The sequence below is a fragment of the Rhizobium sp. SYY.PMSO genome, from assembly GCF_046840415.1.
Classification (GTDB): Bacteria; Pseudomonadota; Alphaproteobacteria; order Rhizobiales; family Rhizobiaceae; genus Rhizobium.
Genome location: NZ_CP177350.1, coordinates 312,186 through 328,984, shown reverse-complemented (window position 1 = coordinate 328,984; position 16,799 = coordinate 312,186). Strand labels below are relative to the sequence as shown.

At 57.8% G+C, this 16,799-nt stretch carries 14 protein-coding genes and 5 pseudogenes; 8 read left to right on the top strand and 11 right to left on the bottom strand.

The annotated features are described in order from the left end of the window. Window positions 1-55 precede the first annotated feature (55 nt). From ACJJVH_RS19845 to ACJJVH_RS19825, 5 genes are read right to left on the bottom strand one after another with little or no spacing between them, the layout of a single operon-like run. Window positions 56-1,027, bottom strand: a complete 972-nt coding sequence (locus tag ACJJVH_RS19845) for a biotin-dependent carboxyltransferase family protein (RefSeq protein WP_412065875.1) — start codon at window positions 1,025-1,027, stop codon at window positions 56-58. After that, complete coding sequence (locus ACJJVH_RS19840) at window positions 1,017-1,892, bottom strand: 5-oxoprolinase subunit B family protein (protein ID WP_412065874.1); 876 nt, start codon at window positions 1,890-1,892, stop codon at window positions 1,017-1,019. Before ACJJVH_RS19840 ends, ACJJVH_RS19845 begins: the two co-directional genes overlap by 11 nt. Then, a complete protein-coding gene (locus ACJJVH_RS19835) occupies window positions 1,892-3,277 on the bottom strand; it encodes an acetyl-CoA carboxylase biotin carboxylase subunit (protein ID WP_412065873.1) in 1,386 nt (461 codons plus the stop codon). The genes ACJJVH_RS19840 and ACJJVH_RS19835 overlap by 1 nt, the downstream gene beginning before the upstream one ends. After that, window positions 3,274-3,516, bottom strand: a complete 243-nt coding sequence (locus tag ACJJVH_RS19830) for an acetyl-CoA carboxylase (protein WP_412065872.1) — start codon at window positions 3,514-3,516, stop codon at window positions 3,274-3,276. Before ACJJVH_RS19830 ends, ACJJVH_RS19835 begins: the two co-directional genes overlap by 4 nt. Further along, window positions 3,503-4,309: a 5-oxoprolinase subunit PxpA gene (locus tag ACJJVH_RS19825; RefSeq protein WP_412065871.1), complete on the bottom strand. Its 807-nt coding sequence runs from the start codon at window positions 4,307-4,309 to the stop codon at window positions 3,503-3,505. The genes ACJJVH_RS19830 and ACJJVH_RS19825 overlap by 14 nt, the downstream gene beginning before the upstream one ends. 258 nt (window positions 4,310-4,567) lie before the next feature. On the opposite strand from ACJJVH_RS19825, the gene ACJJVH_RS19820 reads away from it, so the two are divergent. After that, window positions 4,568-5,476 (top strand): LysR family transcriptional regulator, encoded by a 909-nt coding sequence (locus ACJJVH_RS19820; protein WP_412065870.1) that lies wholly within the window; start codon window positions 4,568-4,570, stop codon window positions 5,474-5,476. On the opposite strand, the pseudogene ACJJVH_RS19815 reads toward ACJJVH_RS19820, so the two are convergent. Continuing rightward, window positions 5,463-5,768: pseudogene (locus ACJJVH_RS19815) on the bottom strand (IS481 family transposase); the annotation flags it as partial. The gene ACJJVH_RS19820 and the pseudogene ACJJVH_RS19815 sit on opposite strands and share 14 nt — an antisense overlap. 91 nt (window positions 5,769-5,859) lie before the next feature. On the opposite strand from ACJJVH_RS19815, the pseudogene ACJJVH_RS19810 reads away from it, so the two are divergent. The 3 pseudogenes from ACJJVH_RS19810 to ACJJVH_RS19800 form a co-directional block, all read left to right on the top strand. Next, window positions 5,860-6,081, top strand: a pseudogene (locus tag ACJJVH_RS19810) (alcohol dehydrogenase); the annotation flags it as partial. A 15-nt stretch (window positions 6,082-6,096) separates the two neighbouring features. Further along, window positions 6,097-6,266, top strand: a pseudogene (locus tag ACJJVH_RS19805) (mandelate racemase); the annotation flags it as partial. Window positions 6,267-6,292: 26 nt separating this feature from the next. Next, a pseudogene (locus ACJJVH_RS19800) lies at window positions 6,293-6,499 on the top strand (ATP-dependent DNA ligase); the annotation flags it as partial. On the opposite strand, the gene ACJJVH_RS19795 reads toward ACJJVH_RS19800, so the two are convergent. Then, entirely contained in the window at window positions 6,500-6,916 is a 417-nt protein-coding gene (locus ACJJVH_RS19795; protein WP_412065869.1) for a DUF4112 domain-containing protein, read from the bottom strand. Next, on the bottom strand, window positions 6,913-9,555 hold the full coding sequence (ligD, locus tag ACJJVH_RS19790; RefSeq protein WP_412066239.1) for a DNA ligase D: 2,643 nt from the start codon (window positions 9,553-9,555) through the stop codon (window positions 6,913-6,915). Before ligD ends, ACJJVH_RS19795 begins: the two co-directional genes overlap by 4 nt. 177 nt (window positions 9,556-9,732) lie before the next feature. Here ligD and ACJJVH_RS19785 point away from each other — a divergent pair, with 177 nt between their 5' ends. After that, window positions 9,733-9,936, top strand: coding sequence for a cold-shock protein (locus ACJJVH_RS19785; protein WP_112803963.1), 204 nt, complete (start codon window positions 9,733-9,735; stop codon window positions 9,934-9,936). A gap of 48 nt (window positions 9,937-9,984) precedes the next feature. On the opposite strand, the gene ACJJVH_RS19780 is transcribed toward ACJJVH_RS19785, so the two are convergent. Continuing rightward, window positions 9,985-10,392 (bottom strand): DUF1810 domain-containing protein, encoded by a 408-nt coding sequence (locus ACJJVH_RS19780; protein WP_412065868.1) that lies wholly within the window; start codon window positions 10,390-10,392, stop codon window positions 9,985-9,987. Between the two features lie 1,017 nt (window positions 10,393-11,409). On the opposite strand from ACJJVH_RS19780, the gene ACJJVH_RS19775 reads away from it, so the two are divergent. Both ACJJVH_RS19775 and ACJJVH_RS19770 read left to right on the top strand, forming a co-directional pair. Next, window positions 11,410-12,510: a helix-turn-helix transcriptional regulator gene (locus ACJJVH_RS19775; RefSeq protein WP_412065867.1), complete on the top strand. Its 1,101-nt coding sequence runs from the start codon at window positions 11,410-11,412 to the stop codon at window positions 12,508-12,510. A 256-nt stretch (window positions 12,511-12,766) separates the two neighbouring features. Continuing rightward, on the top strand, window positions 12,767-13,429 hold the full coding sequence (locus tag ACJJVH_RS19770) for a hypothetical protein (RefSeq protein ID WP_113452334.1): 663 nt from the start codon (window positions 12,767-12,769) through the stop codon (window positions 13,427-13,429). Window positions 13,430-13,834: 405 nt separating this feature from the next. Here ACJJVH_RS19770 and ACJJVH_RS19765 read toward each other — a convergent pair. Together ACJJVH_RS19765 and ACJJVH_RS19760 are read right to left on the bottom strand one after the other, a co-directional pair. Continuing rightward, window positions 13,835-14,232, bottom strand: a pseudogene (locus tag ACJJVH_RS19765) (transposase); the annotation flags it as partial. Window positions 14,233-14,527: 295 nt separating this feature from the next. Next, window positions 14,528-15,466: an alpha/beta hydrolase gene (locus ACJJVH_RS19760; protein ID WP_412065866.1), complete on the bottom strand. Its 939-nt coding sequence runs from the start codon at window positions 15,464-15,466 to the stop codon at window positions 14,528-14,530. Window positions 15,467-15,705: 239 nt separating this feature from the next. Here ACJJVH_RS19760 and ACJJVH_RS19755 point away from each other — a divergent pair, with 239 nt between their 5' ends. Then, window positions 15,706-16,782, top strand: coding sequence for an ABC transporter substrate-binding protein (locus ACJJVH_RS19755; protein ID WP_412065865.1), 1,077 nt, complete (start codon window positions 15,706-15,708; stop codon window positions 16,780-16,782). The last annotated feature ends 17 nt before the right edge of the window (window positions 16,783-16,799 follow it).

The window sequence follows — 16,799 nt, the reverse complement described above, 5'->3', positions numbered from 1 at the left end:
TATTCCATCTATGCCGGAAGCAGGGGATCGAAGAGGCGGCCATCCGCTTGACCCTCTAAGTCAGAGCCGCGCGAAGGCGCGCAAGCAGCGCCTGCCGGTCCGCGCGCGCCGCCAATGCCTGCTCCATGGTTACCTGCACGAACTGCGTCGGCGTATGCGGCTGCAGTTGCGCGATCAGATCCATGTCGGCCGAGATCACCGTTCCCAGCATGAAATAGCCGCCGCCGGAGACGGCATCGCGGTGCAGGATGATCGGCTCGGTTCCGCCCGGCACCTGAATGGAGCCATAGGGATAGCAGCTGTCGACGATATTCGACGGATCGGAGCCGGCGCCGAAGGGCTGCCTGCGCTCGACGAATTCCAGCTTGCGACCACCGCGGAAACGATAGCCCATGCGATCGGCTTCCGGTGCCACTTTCCATTGGTCGGCAAAGAAGTTGCTCTTCGTCTCCTCGGTCAGCCGATCCCAGTAGAGCCCCGGCAAGACCCTGAGCTCCGCCGGCATGCCCGGTTTGCGGCGCAGCTCCTCGGCAACGGACAGCCCCACATTCGTCATGGAACCGGAGCCGACGGGAAGCTCATCGCCCGCAGCGATCGCCCGGCCATTAAGACCGCCAAGCGCGCCGATGACATAGGTCGATCGGCTGCCCAACGCTTCGGGAACATCGATGCCGCCGGACACCGCAATGCAGATCCGCGCGCCGGCCTTCAGAAAGTCGAAGCTTACGGTTTGCCCTGCCTTGACCTTCAGCGCCGTCCACCCCGGCTGCAGCTCGCCGTCAATCCTGACGGGCATGTCCGCGCCGGTGACTGCGATCAACGCATCATCGAGAAACTCGAGCTTGGGGCCCATGAAGACGGCCTCAAGCCCGGCTGCACCTTCGTCATTGCCGACAAGGAGGTTTGCCGCCCGCATGGCGTAGCGATCCATGGCGCCGCCAACGGGAATGCCGAGATGGAAATAGCCAGGCCGTCCGAGATCCTGAATGGTGGTGGAAAGGCCGTGATGAAGAACCTTAATGGCCATGCAGCGCACCCTCCAGCTTGGCGTTGTAGCCGTCGATATCGGCCTGATACTGCCGGAGATCGAAACTGACCTCGCGGATCGGCGGAGCGAAGCGGCCCTTGTCGACATCCTCGACCGCCTGGTCGTAGCCGTCGCGATCGATCGGCCGGAATTTCACGATGTCGCCCGGGCGGAAAAACACCATGAAGTCACGCAGATAGCTGGTGGACTGCGTGGGATCGAAGATCGGCATCGGCGTGATGCCGAACATCTGATAGCCGCCCGCCCCGCGCACCGAATAGATGCAGCCGAAGCAGCCGCCATGTCCCACAGTCAACCGCGGCGTATCGGTGCGCGGGCGCAGATATTTCGGCACCTCGATCTGCCGCTGCCGCTCCACCATCTGATACATGAACGGCAGCCCGGCGACGAAGCCGACCATCGATACGAACCAGGGCGATCCGGCATGGGCCGAGATGAAATCCTCGGCTGCTCCATAGCCGTTGATCCTGGTGGCGTAGTCGAGATCCGTGCCGGCGGGCTCCTGATGCCGTTCGCGGAAGCGCATCAGCGTCTCGTGCGTCCAGGGGTCATTGTAGAAGACCGGGATTTCAACGATGCGGGTGGTGATGACAGGCTCGGCCTTTTCGGCGGCGCCCTCGATTGCCTTGACCTCGCGCAAGAGATCGTCCGGTTTGATCAGATCCGGATCGAACTTGATCTGGAAGGAGGCATTGGCAGGGCAGATTTCGGTGACGCCCCTGATGGCGCTCTCGCGCACCCCCTTCGCCATCGACAGGCTTTTGAAGAAGGCTTCGAGGGACATCTCGTCGCTGCATTCGACGAAGAGATGCTCGTCACCTCCGAATGTAAAGCGAGCAGGCATCAGGCAACCTCCGCCGATATGCCGGTAACCGCGGCAAGACCGGCCTCCAGCCAGGATTCGAGAAAACGCGTGTGGAATGCGCCCTTGCGCACTGATGGATCGCGGGCAAGCGCCAGGTGCAGGGGGATCGTCGTCGGCAAGCCTTCAATCGTCAGATTGGAAAGAGCGCCGGCCAGCCTGTCGAGGCAGGCATTGCGATCCTCGGCCCAGACGATCAGCTTGCCAAGCAGGGAGTCATAAAAGGGTGGCACGGTATAGCCGGCATAAAGCATCGTATCGAAACGGATGCCCTCGCCTTCGGGAATCGAAAGCCGCGTCACGGTGCCGGGCGCCGGCAGAAAGCCCCTGGCCGGGTCTTCGGCATTGATCCGGCACTCAATCGCATGACCACGCGTCCGGATATCGGACTGCGACAGCGACAAGGGAGCACCGCCGGCCACTTTCAGCATTTCCTGCACCAGATCGATGCCGGTAATCATCTCGGTCACCGGATGTTCAACCTGGATGCGGGTATTCACTTCGATGAAGTAGAACTGCCTGTTATCCTCATCGTAGAGATACTCGACCGTGCCCGCGCCGCGATAGCCGACTTCGGCGGCAAGGGCGACGGCGCTGGCGCAGAGGCGTTGCCGCACCTCATCCGGAAGAAGAAAAGCCTGCGCCTCTTCCCAAACCTTCTGACGGCGGCGCTGCAGCGAGCATTCGCGCTCGAAGCAATGCACGAAATTCCGTCCGTCGCCGAAAATCTGCACCTCGATATGGCGGGCGCGCGTGATGACCTTCTCCATGTAAAGGCCGCCATCGCCGAAAGCGGCTGCGGCCTCCGCCGATGCGAGCGGGAACTGCTCTCTGAGTTCGGCCAGCGACTGCACGATGCGAATGCCGCGTCCACCGCCGCCGGCCGCAGCCTTGATCATCACCGGAAAACCGGTGCGCCCGGCAATCGCCTCGGCGGCGGCGATATCCGCCACGCGACCGTCACTTCCCGGCACTGTCGGAACGCCGGCCCGTTTCGCGATCTCGCGGGCGGCGACCTTGTCGCCGAGCAATCGGATGGCCTCGCCGCTTGGCCCGATGAAGATCATGCCCGCCGCCTCGACGGCATCGGCGAAATCTCCGTTCTCGGAAAGGAATCCATAGCCCGGATGGACGGCATCGACGCCGGCCGCCCGCGCAGCAGCGATGATGGCTTCGATGTTCAGATAGGATTTCTTGGGGGCCGGCGAGCCGATATTGATCGCCTCGTCGGCCAGCTTCACCGCCAGCATGTCGGCATCTGCGGCGCTATGGACCTGCACCGTGCGAATGCCGAGCGCCTTTGCCGCCCTGATGATCCTGACGGCGATCTCGCCGCGATTGGCGACCAGAACCGAGCGGATCGTCATGGGTCCACCTCCGCGATGACTTGCCCGGCCATGACAGGCTCTTCATTGTCGACCAGGAAGGTGATGTTCCTGCCATCGAGCCCGGCGGGAATCTGCTGGAAGGTTTTCATGACCTCGATAAGGCCGATGGTATCGCTCGCGGCGACCGCATCTCCCTCGGCCTTGAAGGGCGGAACGTCCGGAGAGGAGGCTCTGTAGAAGGTTCCCGGAAGGGGTGATCTGATCTCAAGCTTGCTCATGGGACCTCCGCGCTGCGTCGCTGTTCAAAATCTGTGAAACGGGTGCAATCCTGATACCCTCGGCAATGAGGGCTTCGCGCATGTGGCGCACGATGGCGAGCGCACCCAAGGTATCGGAATGAAAGCAGATGGAATCGAAGGCGATCGGAATATCCGCGCCGTTGACGGTGCGAACGACGCCCTCGATACAGGCTCTCACGACCTTGCGGGCGATCGCTTTCGGATCGGGGCGACCGGCATCCCGGGTAAAGACGATCCAGCCCGTATCGCCATAGTCGCGATCGGCATAGAACTCGCGCACGACAGGCTGGCCCGCTTCCTCAGCGGCAAGGCAGGTGGCCGAACCATCCATGCAGAAGACGAACATGTTCGGCGCCACGGTGCGCATATATTGGATGAATATCTGCGAGAGATCGGCGTTTGCCGCCAGTTCCATGTAGAGAGCGCCATGCGGCTTGACATGCTGCACGGGCACGCCGTGGCGCCTGGCGAACTCGCGCAGCGCACCGACCTGGTAGATCAGATCGTTGACGATCTCGCGGCTGGTGCCGTTGATCTTGCGGCGCCCGAAACCCTGGAGATCGTTATAGCCGGGATGGGCGCCGATACCGACGCCATGGGCGGCCGCCATCCGCACGGTCTCGTCCATCAGATTGGGATCGCCTGCGTGAAAGCCGGCGGCAATATTGGCCGAGCTGATAAGTGAGATGAGCTCCTCGTCATGCGCATCGCCGATCCGCCAGCGGCCGAAGGCCTCCCCCATGTCGCAGTTGATGTCGACAGCTTCCTTCATGCATTTCCTCAGATATGTGCGCTCCGATCGGGAGCGATGTGAAGACGCTAGAGAGAAAGATGCCGCTTGAAAAATACAATTTTCAAAGTTTCATTATCTGATAAATTGATATCAGCGCTCAAAAAGGCGTCATGAATTATATTCAGTTATCAATATGATAGCGATACCGCACAAAATTAGATCGAAAATACGCTCGTTTTAAGCCTGCTCAATCTGATTCAGTACAGCAGTTTTCAGATAAATGGATGAGAAGACATCATGAGCTTGAGCCTACGACAGCTTCGCTACTTCGTCGCAACGGCCGAATATGGGCAGATCTCGCATGCGGCCGTCAGCCTGTCGATCTCACAATCGGCCGTCACTGCGGCGATCAAGGATCTCGAATTGACGGTCGGGGTCTCGCTGTTCAACCGCACGCCGCAAGGGATGGAACTGACGACGGCCGGACGACAATTCCTGTCTCACGCCTATGAGATTCTGACCAAGGTCGACGAGGCGACCCATCTCAATCTCGTCAGCAGCGATATCGAAGGTGAGCTTGTGGTCGCCGCCACGTACACCGTCATCGGCTATTTCCTGCCGCTTCACATCGAGCGCATCCACCGTCTCTATCCGAAGCTAAAAATCCAGCTCTACGAGGTCAATCGCGAGTCGATCGAAGAAGGCCTATTGACCAATCGCTACGACATCTCGGTATTGCTGACATCGAACATCCTCAATCCGATGCTGATAACCGAAACGCTGCTGAGTTCGGTCAGGCGCCTCTGGCTTCCGGCCGGCCACGACTTGCAGCGACGGGACGGGATAGGTCTACGTGAAATAGCCGAAGAGCCGTACATCATGCTGACGGTGGATGAAGCAGCTCATTCGTCACTGCGATACTGGAGCGGAAGCTCCTATCAGCCGAAGGTGCTCTTGCGGACCAGCTCGATCGAAGCAGTGAGATCGATGGTGGCGAATGGACTCGGCGTTGCTATTTTGTCAGACATGGTGCATCGCCCCTGGTCGCTCGAGGGTCGACGGATCGAGACCGTAAACATCCAGGACCCGGTCCCCCCCATGGATGTAGGGTTGGCCTGGCGCGCCAATGTCGAATTCAGCCAGCCTATGCGTGCCTTCCGACGCTATTTTCAGCAGGTCTTCAATCTACCGAGCACAAACGATTGAAGATAATGCCGATGCTCGATGCCGTTGGCGCGGCTGGTGCCCCGGCGCGGCTTTCGAGTAGGTCGGCGAAGGCCATGCTGTTGTCTGTCAGCATGGTATAGATCTTATAAGGGAAAACCTCCACCGCGTTGCGAAGGAAAGCTGCGCCTTCCATCTTTCCAGCGCAGTCGTGGAACTCGACATGGGTGAACGTCGAAACCCGGTCGATGGCGAGGAACATGACTAGCTTCCGGCGCAATTCGCAGCTCTCGATATGGACGTAACCAATCTGGTCGCTGTTGAAGCGCTTGCGCCGCTCCTTGGTCCCACAATTCCGGTATGTCGCCGATGATATCCTAGATGGGTTTCTCGCATTTGCCCGCAACAAAAATGCCAACCTTTAGGTCGTCGAACTAGACGTCCGTACACTCTACTTCAAGGATCTTACATTCCTCGGCTGCACATTCCAGGACGACGTCGTTGTCGAAAACCTAGTCTCTTACGTGGAGCGCGGAGAGATCAAGCCCAATGTCGGCCGAACCTATCCGCCCCGCCAGATCGTGCAAGCACAGAAAGATTTCCTGTCCAAGACCGTCAGCGGCAAGCTGGTCCTTGTCGTCCCTTGAACAATGGTCGTTGAAATGAAAGAATTGAAGATCAAACAGATCGACGTTTCCAGGTCGATCTTCCATATGCCGGCGGTTTCTACAAACTATCTGGCGGACGTGAGTATACCAGTTTCGACGCCATGATCGTTCGAATTATAACACAAGATGGAACCGAAGGATGGGGTGAAAGTACCCCCTTTGGCCCGAACTGAATCACGGCCCACGTTAGACGCTCGACAAGCCGAGAACCAAAAAGCCGGTCGTGCCGCTCATGGGGAAGAATTACGTGTTCGCGCAACCGACGCTCATCGCAGAGATTGAGTTTCGTGGCTGGACGGATGACGGAAATCTGCGGCACGCCTCCTACAAGAGGCTGCGAGAGATCCAGGATAACGCCGCGGTGTTCCATATGGCCGCGATTTCCCAGAGCCAATGATCATGCCCTGCGGTCGAGATCGGCATGGTCCAGGCCGAAGTGATCGAGAACGAGCTGGAGATTTCGGCGATTGGACTTGAAATAGACGTCAAAGACGTCGCCGACGACCGGGACACTTCCCGCTACCGTATCGAAGCCCACATTCATCAGCATCTTGAAGAGCGTCTCCTTCGGCACGCCGAGACGACGCGCCTCGTTGACGATGAAGAGGCTGACCGCGGCGGCGCCGAAGTCGCCGATGCCAGGGATCAGCCCGAACACCGCGTCCGCGCCGAACGAGATACGCGTGCCCGGAATTCGCAAGGCCGTGTCCATCAACCTGGCCAGCCCGCGGATCCGGCGAAGACGCATCAAGTGCTGGATCGGAATGTCATGCTTCACGCCCCCTCTCAGTCCCCTGCCCTGTCTCGCGCTCATGCTGCGGCCTTCTGCTTACCGAGCCGCTTGATCGCCTGCTCCAGCGGACGCTGCCCATCGCAATAGTCCTTCCAGGCCGTCGTTTTCGCCAGCAGCGCCGGCACAGTCCGGACAGTGAAGCGTTTCGGATCGAGGTCGGGCTTGACCTGCGTCCAGGTCAGCGGCATCGATACGGTGGCCCCCGGCCGAGCCCGCGGCGACAGCGGCGCCACGGCGGTCGCCATGCGATCGTTGCGCAAATAATCGAGGAAAATTCGCCCGCCGCGCGGGCTCTTCGTCATCTTGATCAGGTAGAGGTTTGGATTGTCGCGGGCCATTTCCTGGCAAACGTCATGGGCAAAGCCCTTGGCCTCGGCCCAAGACAGCGGCTTGCGCTTGTTGACGGCGAGCGGCGTTACGACATGCAGTCCCTTGCCGCCGGTGGTCTTGCAGAAGCTGATAAGGCCGAGATCGTCGAGCCGATCGCGCATCTCGCGCGCTGCGGCGACCACAGCGGAGAACTCGACATCCGGGCCGGGATCGAGGTCGAAGACGAGACGGCCCGGTACTTCGGGCTGGCCGGGCTCGTAGTTCCAGGGATGTAGTTCGATCCCGCCGATCTGGGCGATGGCGATTAGTCCTTCGACACGATCGACCTGCAGGTAAGGCTTCTTGTCACCAAAGACCTTGACCAGCTGTAGCAGGCTCGACGTGCCGGGCACGGCATGACGCTGGAAAAACTGCTCGCCACCAATGCCGTCGGGCGCGCGGATGATCGAACACGGCCGGCCCTTCACATGGTCGATGAGCCACGAGCCGACTGCCTCATGATAGCGGGCAAGATCCTCCTTGGTGACGGGCTCGCCATCGCCGGCATCCGGCCAGAGCGGCTTGTCCGGATTGGAGAGGAGCACGCCCATCACGTCAGCTTTCGCGCCCTTGCAGCGGCTGGGTTTTGCCATCGCCGCGGGCGCGGGCTCCGGCGTCTCGGTCTTTGCGGGCGAAGCCGGCTTCTCAGCCTCGACCTCAGCCGCCGGCTTATCCTCCCGCAGGCCCTTGAAAGCTGCCTGGCGGACCAGCCCATCAGCAGTCCAACCGGCGAACTCGATCTCGGCGACGAGCTCCGGCTTCAGCCAAACAACCTCCCTCTCCTTCTTTGGCGCGCCGATTCCGGTGAAGGGGCAATTTTCCGTTCCGACCGCTTTCAGCTTCGGCAGCAGTGTCTCGACCTTCTTGGCGCCATAGCCCATGCCAACGCGGCCGACATAGACGAAGTGGTCGCCGCGGTTGACGCCGACCAGCAGCGAGCGGAATTTGCCGTTCGTCTTGGCATAGCCGCCGATCACGACTTCATGGCCGGCACGGCATTTCGATTTCGCCCAGGTCTCGGTGCGGCCAGATCGATACGGTGCGTCGGCCTGTTTTGAGACGATGCCCTCCAGGGAGAGCTTGCAGGCAGAGCGCAGCACGGCGTCGCCGCCGGTTTCGAAATGCTCGACGAACCGCAGATGGGGGTCGTCTGTGGCATCGGCCAAGAGATCCTGTAGCCGCAATTTCCGCTCGGCCAAAGGCTTCTCCCGCAGATCCTCGCCGCCGTCGAACAGCAGGTCGAATGCGAAATAGACGAGGTTACCGGTGTTCTTCTCCGACAGCGCCGCTTGAAGTGCAGCAAAATCCGGCGCGCCATTGTCATCGAGGGCGCAGATCTCGCCGTCCATGATGCAGTCCGGAAGCGATGTGGCAACGTCCGCGATCTCGGGATATTTGGCCGTCCAGTCCAAGCTCTTGCGCGTCTTCAGCGTGACCTTTCCGTCAGCAACCCGCATCTGGATACGATAGCCATCGAACTTGATCTCGTGCAGCCAATTCTCGCCGGCGGGCGGACGGTCGAGTGTTTCGCAGAGCTGCGGCGCGATGAAATCTGGAAGGTCCGCAACCGTTGACGTCGCCACCTTTTTGCTGGATCGATTTTTCTTGCGCTCGTCAGCCGCAAGTCCGGTCTTGCTATCCCAGACGGCATCGGCCCCGACATCGCCACTTGCCATCATAAACGGTTTTGGCTTTCGGCCCTTGCCGGCGGCGATCTGTTCCATGGTCCGGCCCGATGCGACGGAGGTCAGGTTCTCATCGAGGATGGCCGCGCCGTTCTCCTCGACGGAATGGTCGTCATGATGCTTGATCAGCAGCCAGTTGGTGCGCTTGCCGCCGTCGCGGTTGTGACGCATCCGAACGAGCACGAAGCTTCCGTGCAGACGCTTGCCGTGCAACACGAATTTGAAGTCGCCCTTTTTGAGCGCCTCTTCCGGCGACTTGCTGCCCTCCGGCTCCCAATAGCCTCGGTCCCACAGCATCACCGTGCCGCCGCCATATTGGCCTTTCGGGATCGTACCTTCGAAATCGCCATAGTCGAGCGGATGATCCTCCACCTCAACGGCAAGCCGCTTGTCGCCCGGATCGAGTGAAGGGCCTTTTGTCACCGCCCAGCTTTTGAAAACTCCGTCGAGTTCGAGCCGGAGATCGTAATGCAGCCGCGTGGCATCGTGTTTCTGAATGATAAAGCGCAGCCGGTTCGACGGCTTGACCTCCGTCGATCCGCTCGGTTCCTGGGTCTGCTTGAAATCCCGCTTCTTCTTGTAGGTTGAGAGCTTGTCAGCCGTCATCATCGACCTCGATCCATCTCACGTTGACAACGCCGTCGAAATTCGGCGACGACGAGAAGAAAACCCCACGTGAACGATCCTTGTTCCCAAGCGCTCACCACGATGTCTGGTTGCGACAGCCGCACCTGGCAAGTATGCTCGCCGCTGGCGCAATGCCGCTCACTTACGAGGATCTTCATGGCAACGGGTACAGTCAAGTTTTTCAATCAGGACAAGGGTTTCGGGTTCATCACGCCCGACGACGGCGGGCAGGATGTCTTCGTCCATGTCTCGGGCGTCATCTCGGGCGGACCGCTGCGCGATGGCTCGAAGGTCAGCTACGACCTCGGTCAGGACCGCAAGACCGGCAAGTCGAAGGCGGAAAACGTTCGCGCGATCTGATGGGCGCGGGTCAAGGGCGGCGGTTATCGATGCCGCCGCCCGAGCAATTCAAGGGTGCGTCGATCCGGTTCGCCGCTGAAGGGCGAGCCGAAACTTTTCCTCCGCCGCGCCGGCAGCTTCATTGAACAGGGTCATGGACGAGCGGAATTTCAGATCGTCCGGCGACCCGAATATCTCGTGGGCGGTACGGTCGGATACCCCGAGCACCGCATCGACCGAGCAGGCCAATCGTTCAGCAAGCATGGGATGCTGGAGATAGGCCCGAGCCTCCTCAATGGAGCCGATACCGTAGAAGCTCGCAGTCGGAGATCTGCCGAGTGCACGCAACTGCGGAAAGACGAACCACATCCAATGGGTTTCCTTGCGTCCTGCCCTCAGCTCGGCAAGGACCGTAACGAATACAAAATCCTGCGCCCACACGAAGCGGGAAAGCTCAAATGGATCGTTCTCTGCCATCGCTCGTTGCCTGTGATGCCGATCTCAGTCGGGTGCGGCGGCCAGCAGAACTGCGACAGGCACCGTTAAGGCCAACGCGCTGATCGCCAACGCCGTTGCATACCTGATGATGCGGGCGCGCCGCGCGCGCCGGGGATCCCATTCATACGCCATATAAGCCCCTCCGACCGAAAAGAAAGCATGGGCAATACGCCGAGTCCATCCGTGCAGCATCGAAACGCCACCTCGCGAACGCTCGCCATTGCAAAGCGGCCGGCCGCTCCCATCTTCAGGCATGGGAGCCTGCGGAGAAACGCAATGCGACAGTTTTTCGAGAATATCGCGTCGGATGATGGGATCGAAATCATCACCCCGGCGAAAAGAGCAACCGGCTCGCGCTGCTCTGCCGTTTGCCTCTGCTGCGAGCGGACGGACCAACCGATGGATGACGACGGTTGCGGCATTTGCGATGCATGTCTCGGTTTGACTGTTCGGACAAGGGAGGATCAGAATGGTCTTGAACTTTCGGCCCCCTCCCATCTATCGCTCACCACCCGTATTCGATGACTGCCCGCAGCGATGGTGCTCTGTCGCGCGTTCGTAGTCGTCCGGGTCAATTTTCCTAGCCTTCGTTACCGTAGGGAACGGCAGCGTGAGGCTAGATCGAAACCAGAAACTCTCCAAGGGATTGAAGAAAATTCTGGCCGAAGATTAGGGGTTTGTCTGACAGAAATAATGATTGGCCAGATGGGACAGATTCGCCGTGCGGGAGTGGGCTAGCCCTGCGATCAAAACCGCAAGCATTGAACGGTGCCTCTTGCTCAACCGGAGATACGTCGATAGCGTACTCGTGAGAGCGGCATGAAACGTCGGCATACTAAAGATTCTTTTAGCGAAGAATTCAGTGAATTCAAACTCATCATTCTGTTCTCATCCTGACCGTCATGTACGGTATGGAAAACGTCAGGCCGAGCGTATGCGCTCATATCGCTTGATGGGTTAGTCGTCTATTGTTGTTTTTGCAGCAGGCATCTCGTCATGACTGAAACCTCAACAAATTTTGACCTGATCTACGAAGCGGCGGTCAACTCGGACCTCTGGCCGCAGGCTCTTGAATTCGCAGGCAGGCGGCTTGCTTCCATATCAGGCGAACTCATCGTTTTCACTGATCTCGACGAAGCTCCGAGATTTAAAGCGACCGATTTTTCCAGAGACGCTCTTCGCCGTTGGATAGATTCAGGCTTTTGGCAAGACAGCGTTATGCAGAGAGTGGCCCGCGCCGGTAGGCCGGCCTTCCAAACGGGTGTGATCTGTACGACCGATATGCTCTCGGAGGATGCCTGGCAGGCTGATCCCACCGCGCAAGTTTTCGAATCAGTGGGCTTGCATGACCAATTGTTCGCGCCGATTTTTATGCCAACGGATGAAGTCGCCTTTATCAGCTTCGAGCGACGTCGTATTGACGGTCGCTTCGCGCCAGAAGCAGCAAATGAGTTTGCAAACCTTCTGCCGCATTTTTCCCGTTCCGCTCTCATCACTGCGCGCCTGCGTCTGGAGAGGGCTCAAGCCGCGGCACAGGCACTGGAATTGCTCAATCTACCTGCCGCCGTATTGTCTTCGTCTGGAAAGGTCTTAGCTGCAAACAATCTCTTTTCCGATGGCGATCAAATTTTCATTGCCGGCGCCATGGATAGAGTTCATCTGAAAGTTTCAGCATCGGACACCCTTTTTCAGCGAGCCGTGGCACACGTTGGCAATGTTTCTTCAGTGGTCCGCTCCATTGGGATGCGTGCGACAGAGGAGACGATGCCGGCGGTCATCCACGTTCTTCCTCTCAGACGTTCTGCCCACGAGATTCTTGCGCGCGGTGATGTTCTGGTCATTGCCACCAAAGTGGGTTCCCAGCCGCAAGCAGCAAATTCTAGCCTGCTGATTGCCCTCTTCGATCTCACACCCGCAGAGGCACGCATCGCCTCGCTTCTCAGCCGCGGCAAAACGATTGAGGCAGCCGCGTTGGAAAGCGGCTTAGCGCGAAAGACAGTCCGTTCATATCTCGAGGACATATTTGCCAAGACAGGGTGCCACCGGCAGAGCGATCTCCGTCAACTCTTGCGCGACGTGGCTTCAGTCGCGACTTGAGCTTAAATCCTTACTCCTGCTCAATGTGTCTAAGCGTATTTCCAGAGCTGAGCTCACATCTCAACGTGACTTCCTCCTAACGAACTGAAACGCAAGCAAGATTTTTCTGGTTGCATTATTATAGCGTTTTGCTTTGGTCGTTTTCTGCAAAGATTACCGGCATTTGCCGGTTACTCCTGCCAGGCATCTTTGCCTAAGCTCACCCGGCGGCGTGGACCTTGTCCGTTGGCCGCGATTGGCACTTAAGGAGGACGCCATGAAAACGATGTTCTATTTCGCCCAAGCCGATATTTTCATCGATACGATGTACAGCGACGGTCCAGGCGACGAAGATGTCAATACCAAGTCCGGCCGGCAAACCCGGGTCAAGGTCAAGACCGCGACGCCAGCCCCCGCTGCCAATGCGCAAGAAATCCAAGTCTATGTCGATTATTCAGTCGAGGAAGTCCATAAGGACTATACTCATCTCAGCGGGCGGGCGGTGGCTCGCATTCAGCTGGAGTCTGGCCTAACGTTCAGCAAATTCGGGGCCGGCTTCAAGGACGCCTCATACAGCGAGACGATTGGTGGCCAAAAACACAATTGGATCGATATTTCGTCCGCAAACGGCATTGTTGGATCCGTACTACAATGGTGCAGCGTTAAAATTGACGGCAAGGGAGACGACGCCAATGGCAACACACAACTTCGAGGGCATCTCTCCGTGCCGCTTTGGGTCAACGTCGAAGAATCCAATCCAGCAAACAGAGGAGAAGTTTCAACGGCGTCAACTTCCCTTCCGCTCACGATCACCGAGGCTCTTTCTTCCCACCACCCTGCCACTAGGGCACTTGCCGAAAGCTCAAGTGGAAAGGGCGTCGTGAAGATCGTTGTCTCTCAAGCCCCGTCGGTGTCCGCCAAAACCAAGCACCCGGCATAATGCTGTTTATAAACAAGAACTATTGATCCGGTGCAGATGATAGTTGGTCGGCGATCGTCCGAGGCTGGTTCGGTTCAGTCAAGTGACTGGATGAGCATCAACCTGCGACAGTGCCGGATCGATGAATCAAGCTATAAAGGGGATACTCCGAGACGGACTAGGGAAGTTCGCTTCGATTCAAACGCAACGCGCTTGAGGAAGCGCACTTTCCTACTTCGGCGGTCCATGTCAAAAATTTCGACGCCTGAATACGTACCGGTCGTGGAGCGTACCGGCGACTGGCAAGCCACTTTCTTCATCACCTGCGCAAGATCAGGTGATTTCATAGGCATTGACCTGCGGGGAGAGGTGGCTCGGTTTGTCTGAACAGTTTCGGGCTGTTTGCTAAGTGGATTTCCGCCTCGATCATGCTGTCGCCATCATCGGCGTCAGCGGTTGAAGTAGGTCTGATCCGGCGTCTGCCGGTCAAGGGATGAATGTGGGCGTCGGTTGTTGTAAAAGTTCAGATATCAACCGATCCCAGCGCGGGCCTCCGACACGCTTTTGTAGGCGTGGAGATTAACCTCCTCGTATTTGACCGACCGCCAGAGCCGCTCGACAAAGACATTGTCTCGCCACGCGCCTTTGCCATCCATCGAGATGGCGATCTCAGCTCTCTTCAGCACGGCGGTGAAGTCGATTGAGGTGAACTGCGATCCCTGATCGGTGTTGAAGATGTCGAGCTTTCCGTAACGAGCAAGCGCTTCCTCGACCGCTTCGATGCAGAAGTCCGCCTCCATCGTGATCGACAGCCGCCACGACAGCGGTGTCGAGCGCCCGTCGGTAGGTATCGCTTGCGTATTGGCATCCGGGTCGGCATGATGGATACAGCCCGGTGGAGGTTTCCTGTTCTCGATTGCCGAGTCCGCCGCCGCTAACGCTAGTGGCGTATCGAGACGTCTCGAAAAAGCATATCCCACAACCTTACGGCTGCAGGCGTCGAGAATGACAGCCACAAGATCGTCGACCCTGTCAGTCCATCGTGCATGCCACAACGACAAGTAGGCGCATAATTTCCATTGAAGCGGCAGAGACAATGAAGTGATCTATATGGGGCTTTTAAACATCTATGTCCGTGGGAGCAGAGGAATCCGTCTCAACGTCGTCATCGGCGGTGCGAAGATCAGCGGCGATTTCTACTAGCGGTCGTGGCAATTGCCGAATAATTTGCGCAAAAAAATCCTGAATACGGTCGACGTATCGCCTTTCATCATGCGCCGCCCCTTCCATCACCTCCAATTCACAAGAAATACCTGCTGCTTCAAGCGATAATTTGAGCGTCGCTGTTCGTTCCGGACGGGTGCGACCAGCGTCGTTTGCTCCTTCCATGAAGTATCGAGAACCAGGACGATGAAAAATTTCCCAGGTCTCCAGGTCGACCGACCCCACCGCCATATGGACCGGCACTGACCTCAGCATTTCCAAATTCAGCGAAATGCCGAAAATCGAAGCCATGTCCTTTGTTCCAATCCACCAAGGCTTGTCAGGATCAATCAGTGTCACCGAACCCGGCGCTCCGATCGAACACGCGGATAAACGGTCGGGATGAAGAAACAAAAAGCGATGGACGAAGTGACCTCCTCCCGAAAATCCGCATAGCATAAACTTCGAAAGCTCAACGCCATAGCATTCGGCGACTTCACTCACCATCGACAAAAGGACGAGATCGTATCGAATGTCCTCTTCGATTATGTATTTGTAGCCGTGGAGGTTCCGGTCTCCACGCACCCCGGCTGGGAAAAGCGGACACATAATGATGCAGTTGTTCCAGCGGCCGAATTCACTCAGCGAACGCAAGGTAGTTTCGAACTGCCGCCCCGTTCCATGTATTGAAACCAGCAACAGAGGCTTGGACCCCTCATCAAAAGCTGACTTGGGGACATATAGTGAATAACTGAACCGCGGGTCGGCCTTACAGGCTTGGTGGACTGTAAAGCCCTGATCATAGGGAGAGATCACCGTCTTGGCGTGCACCGGACCGTTGAAGCTTTGGTTCATAGAGAGGCACCTCCTTCTTTCATTCTTGGCTTGACATACCCCTCCAACTTTAGCCCGGCAAGAGAGCCTTGAATAGTTTGCGCAAATTATTTTCTGCATCATAACCCAAAAAACAATTACTTACTTCGTAATTCAACATGATGATCGCCAGCTCTCGTATTTAAGTGCTTGACGTTCTCTCATATTTGCGCAAATCAAATGACAACCTGATATCAGAACTCATCCAAGGGAGGATTTCGATGAGAAAATTGAAACTAGCTATTGCTGCGCTGTCTGTAGTGGCGGCAGTGATTGGCGGCCAGACCGCAGTTGCAGCGCCTGCGGCAGAGGTCGTTGAGGGGTCAAAAGCCGAAAACCGGCTACTGGTCTATTCCAACATGGGAACGGACAATTGGGACCCCATTGTTGCGGGGTTTAACAAGCTCTATCCATGGATCAAGATCGAAACGTTGAACCTCGGTGCGAGTGAGCCGATCAGCCGCTATGAAGCCGAAACGGGAACTGGAAACGCTTCGGCCGACTTCATCGTGACCGGTTCGATCAGTGACTGGATACGTTTTGCGGATAAGAAGCTCGCTGCCGACTACAAGTCGAGCGAGGACGCGAGCCTGCCGGACTGGAGCAAACCTTTCCGTGGCATCTATACTTTTTCCACCGATCCGATGGTCTTAGGATACAGCAAGCTGCTCTTGAGCGATGATCAGCAGCCTGACAGCTTCGAAGGGTTTGCCAAGGTTATCAGCGAACATCCTCATCTCTTCAAAGGCAAGGTGGGCAGCTATGGTGTTGATGGGTTTGGTGGCTCGATCAACTGGGCGTTCGTACGCCAGCATGGAGACAAGGCCTGGCAGTGGCTCGACGCGATCGGCCCGAGCGTCAAGGCGGGTGATGGCAGTGGTCCGATGATCGAAAAGCTCGCGCGCGGCGAATATACCGCAGTTTATTTCCTCTCCGGTCCCGTGGTGATGCCGAAAATGGAAACCGGCCTCGATCAGGTCATTTCCTGGAAATATATGAGCGACGGCACTCCGGTTTTTATGCGCGGCATGGCGATTACCGGCAAGGCAAGGAACATGAATTCTGCCAAGCTGCTGCTCGACTACATACTTTCTCCCGAAGGGCAGATCGCGGTGTCGAAGGCCGGCTTCATGCCTTATCGCGACGGGCTTCCGTCTGACCAGCTGAGATTTGGCTCCCTTGAGCAGTTGGGCAAGCAGATCGGTGAGAAGAACATCATCCTCATCAATTACGACCGCAACATGCTGACGGGCTTTGATGACTTCACCAAGCGGTGGGCCAAGGCGATGGGGCAGTAATCCTTTGGCTGATGACA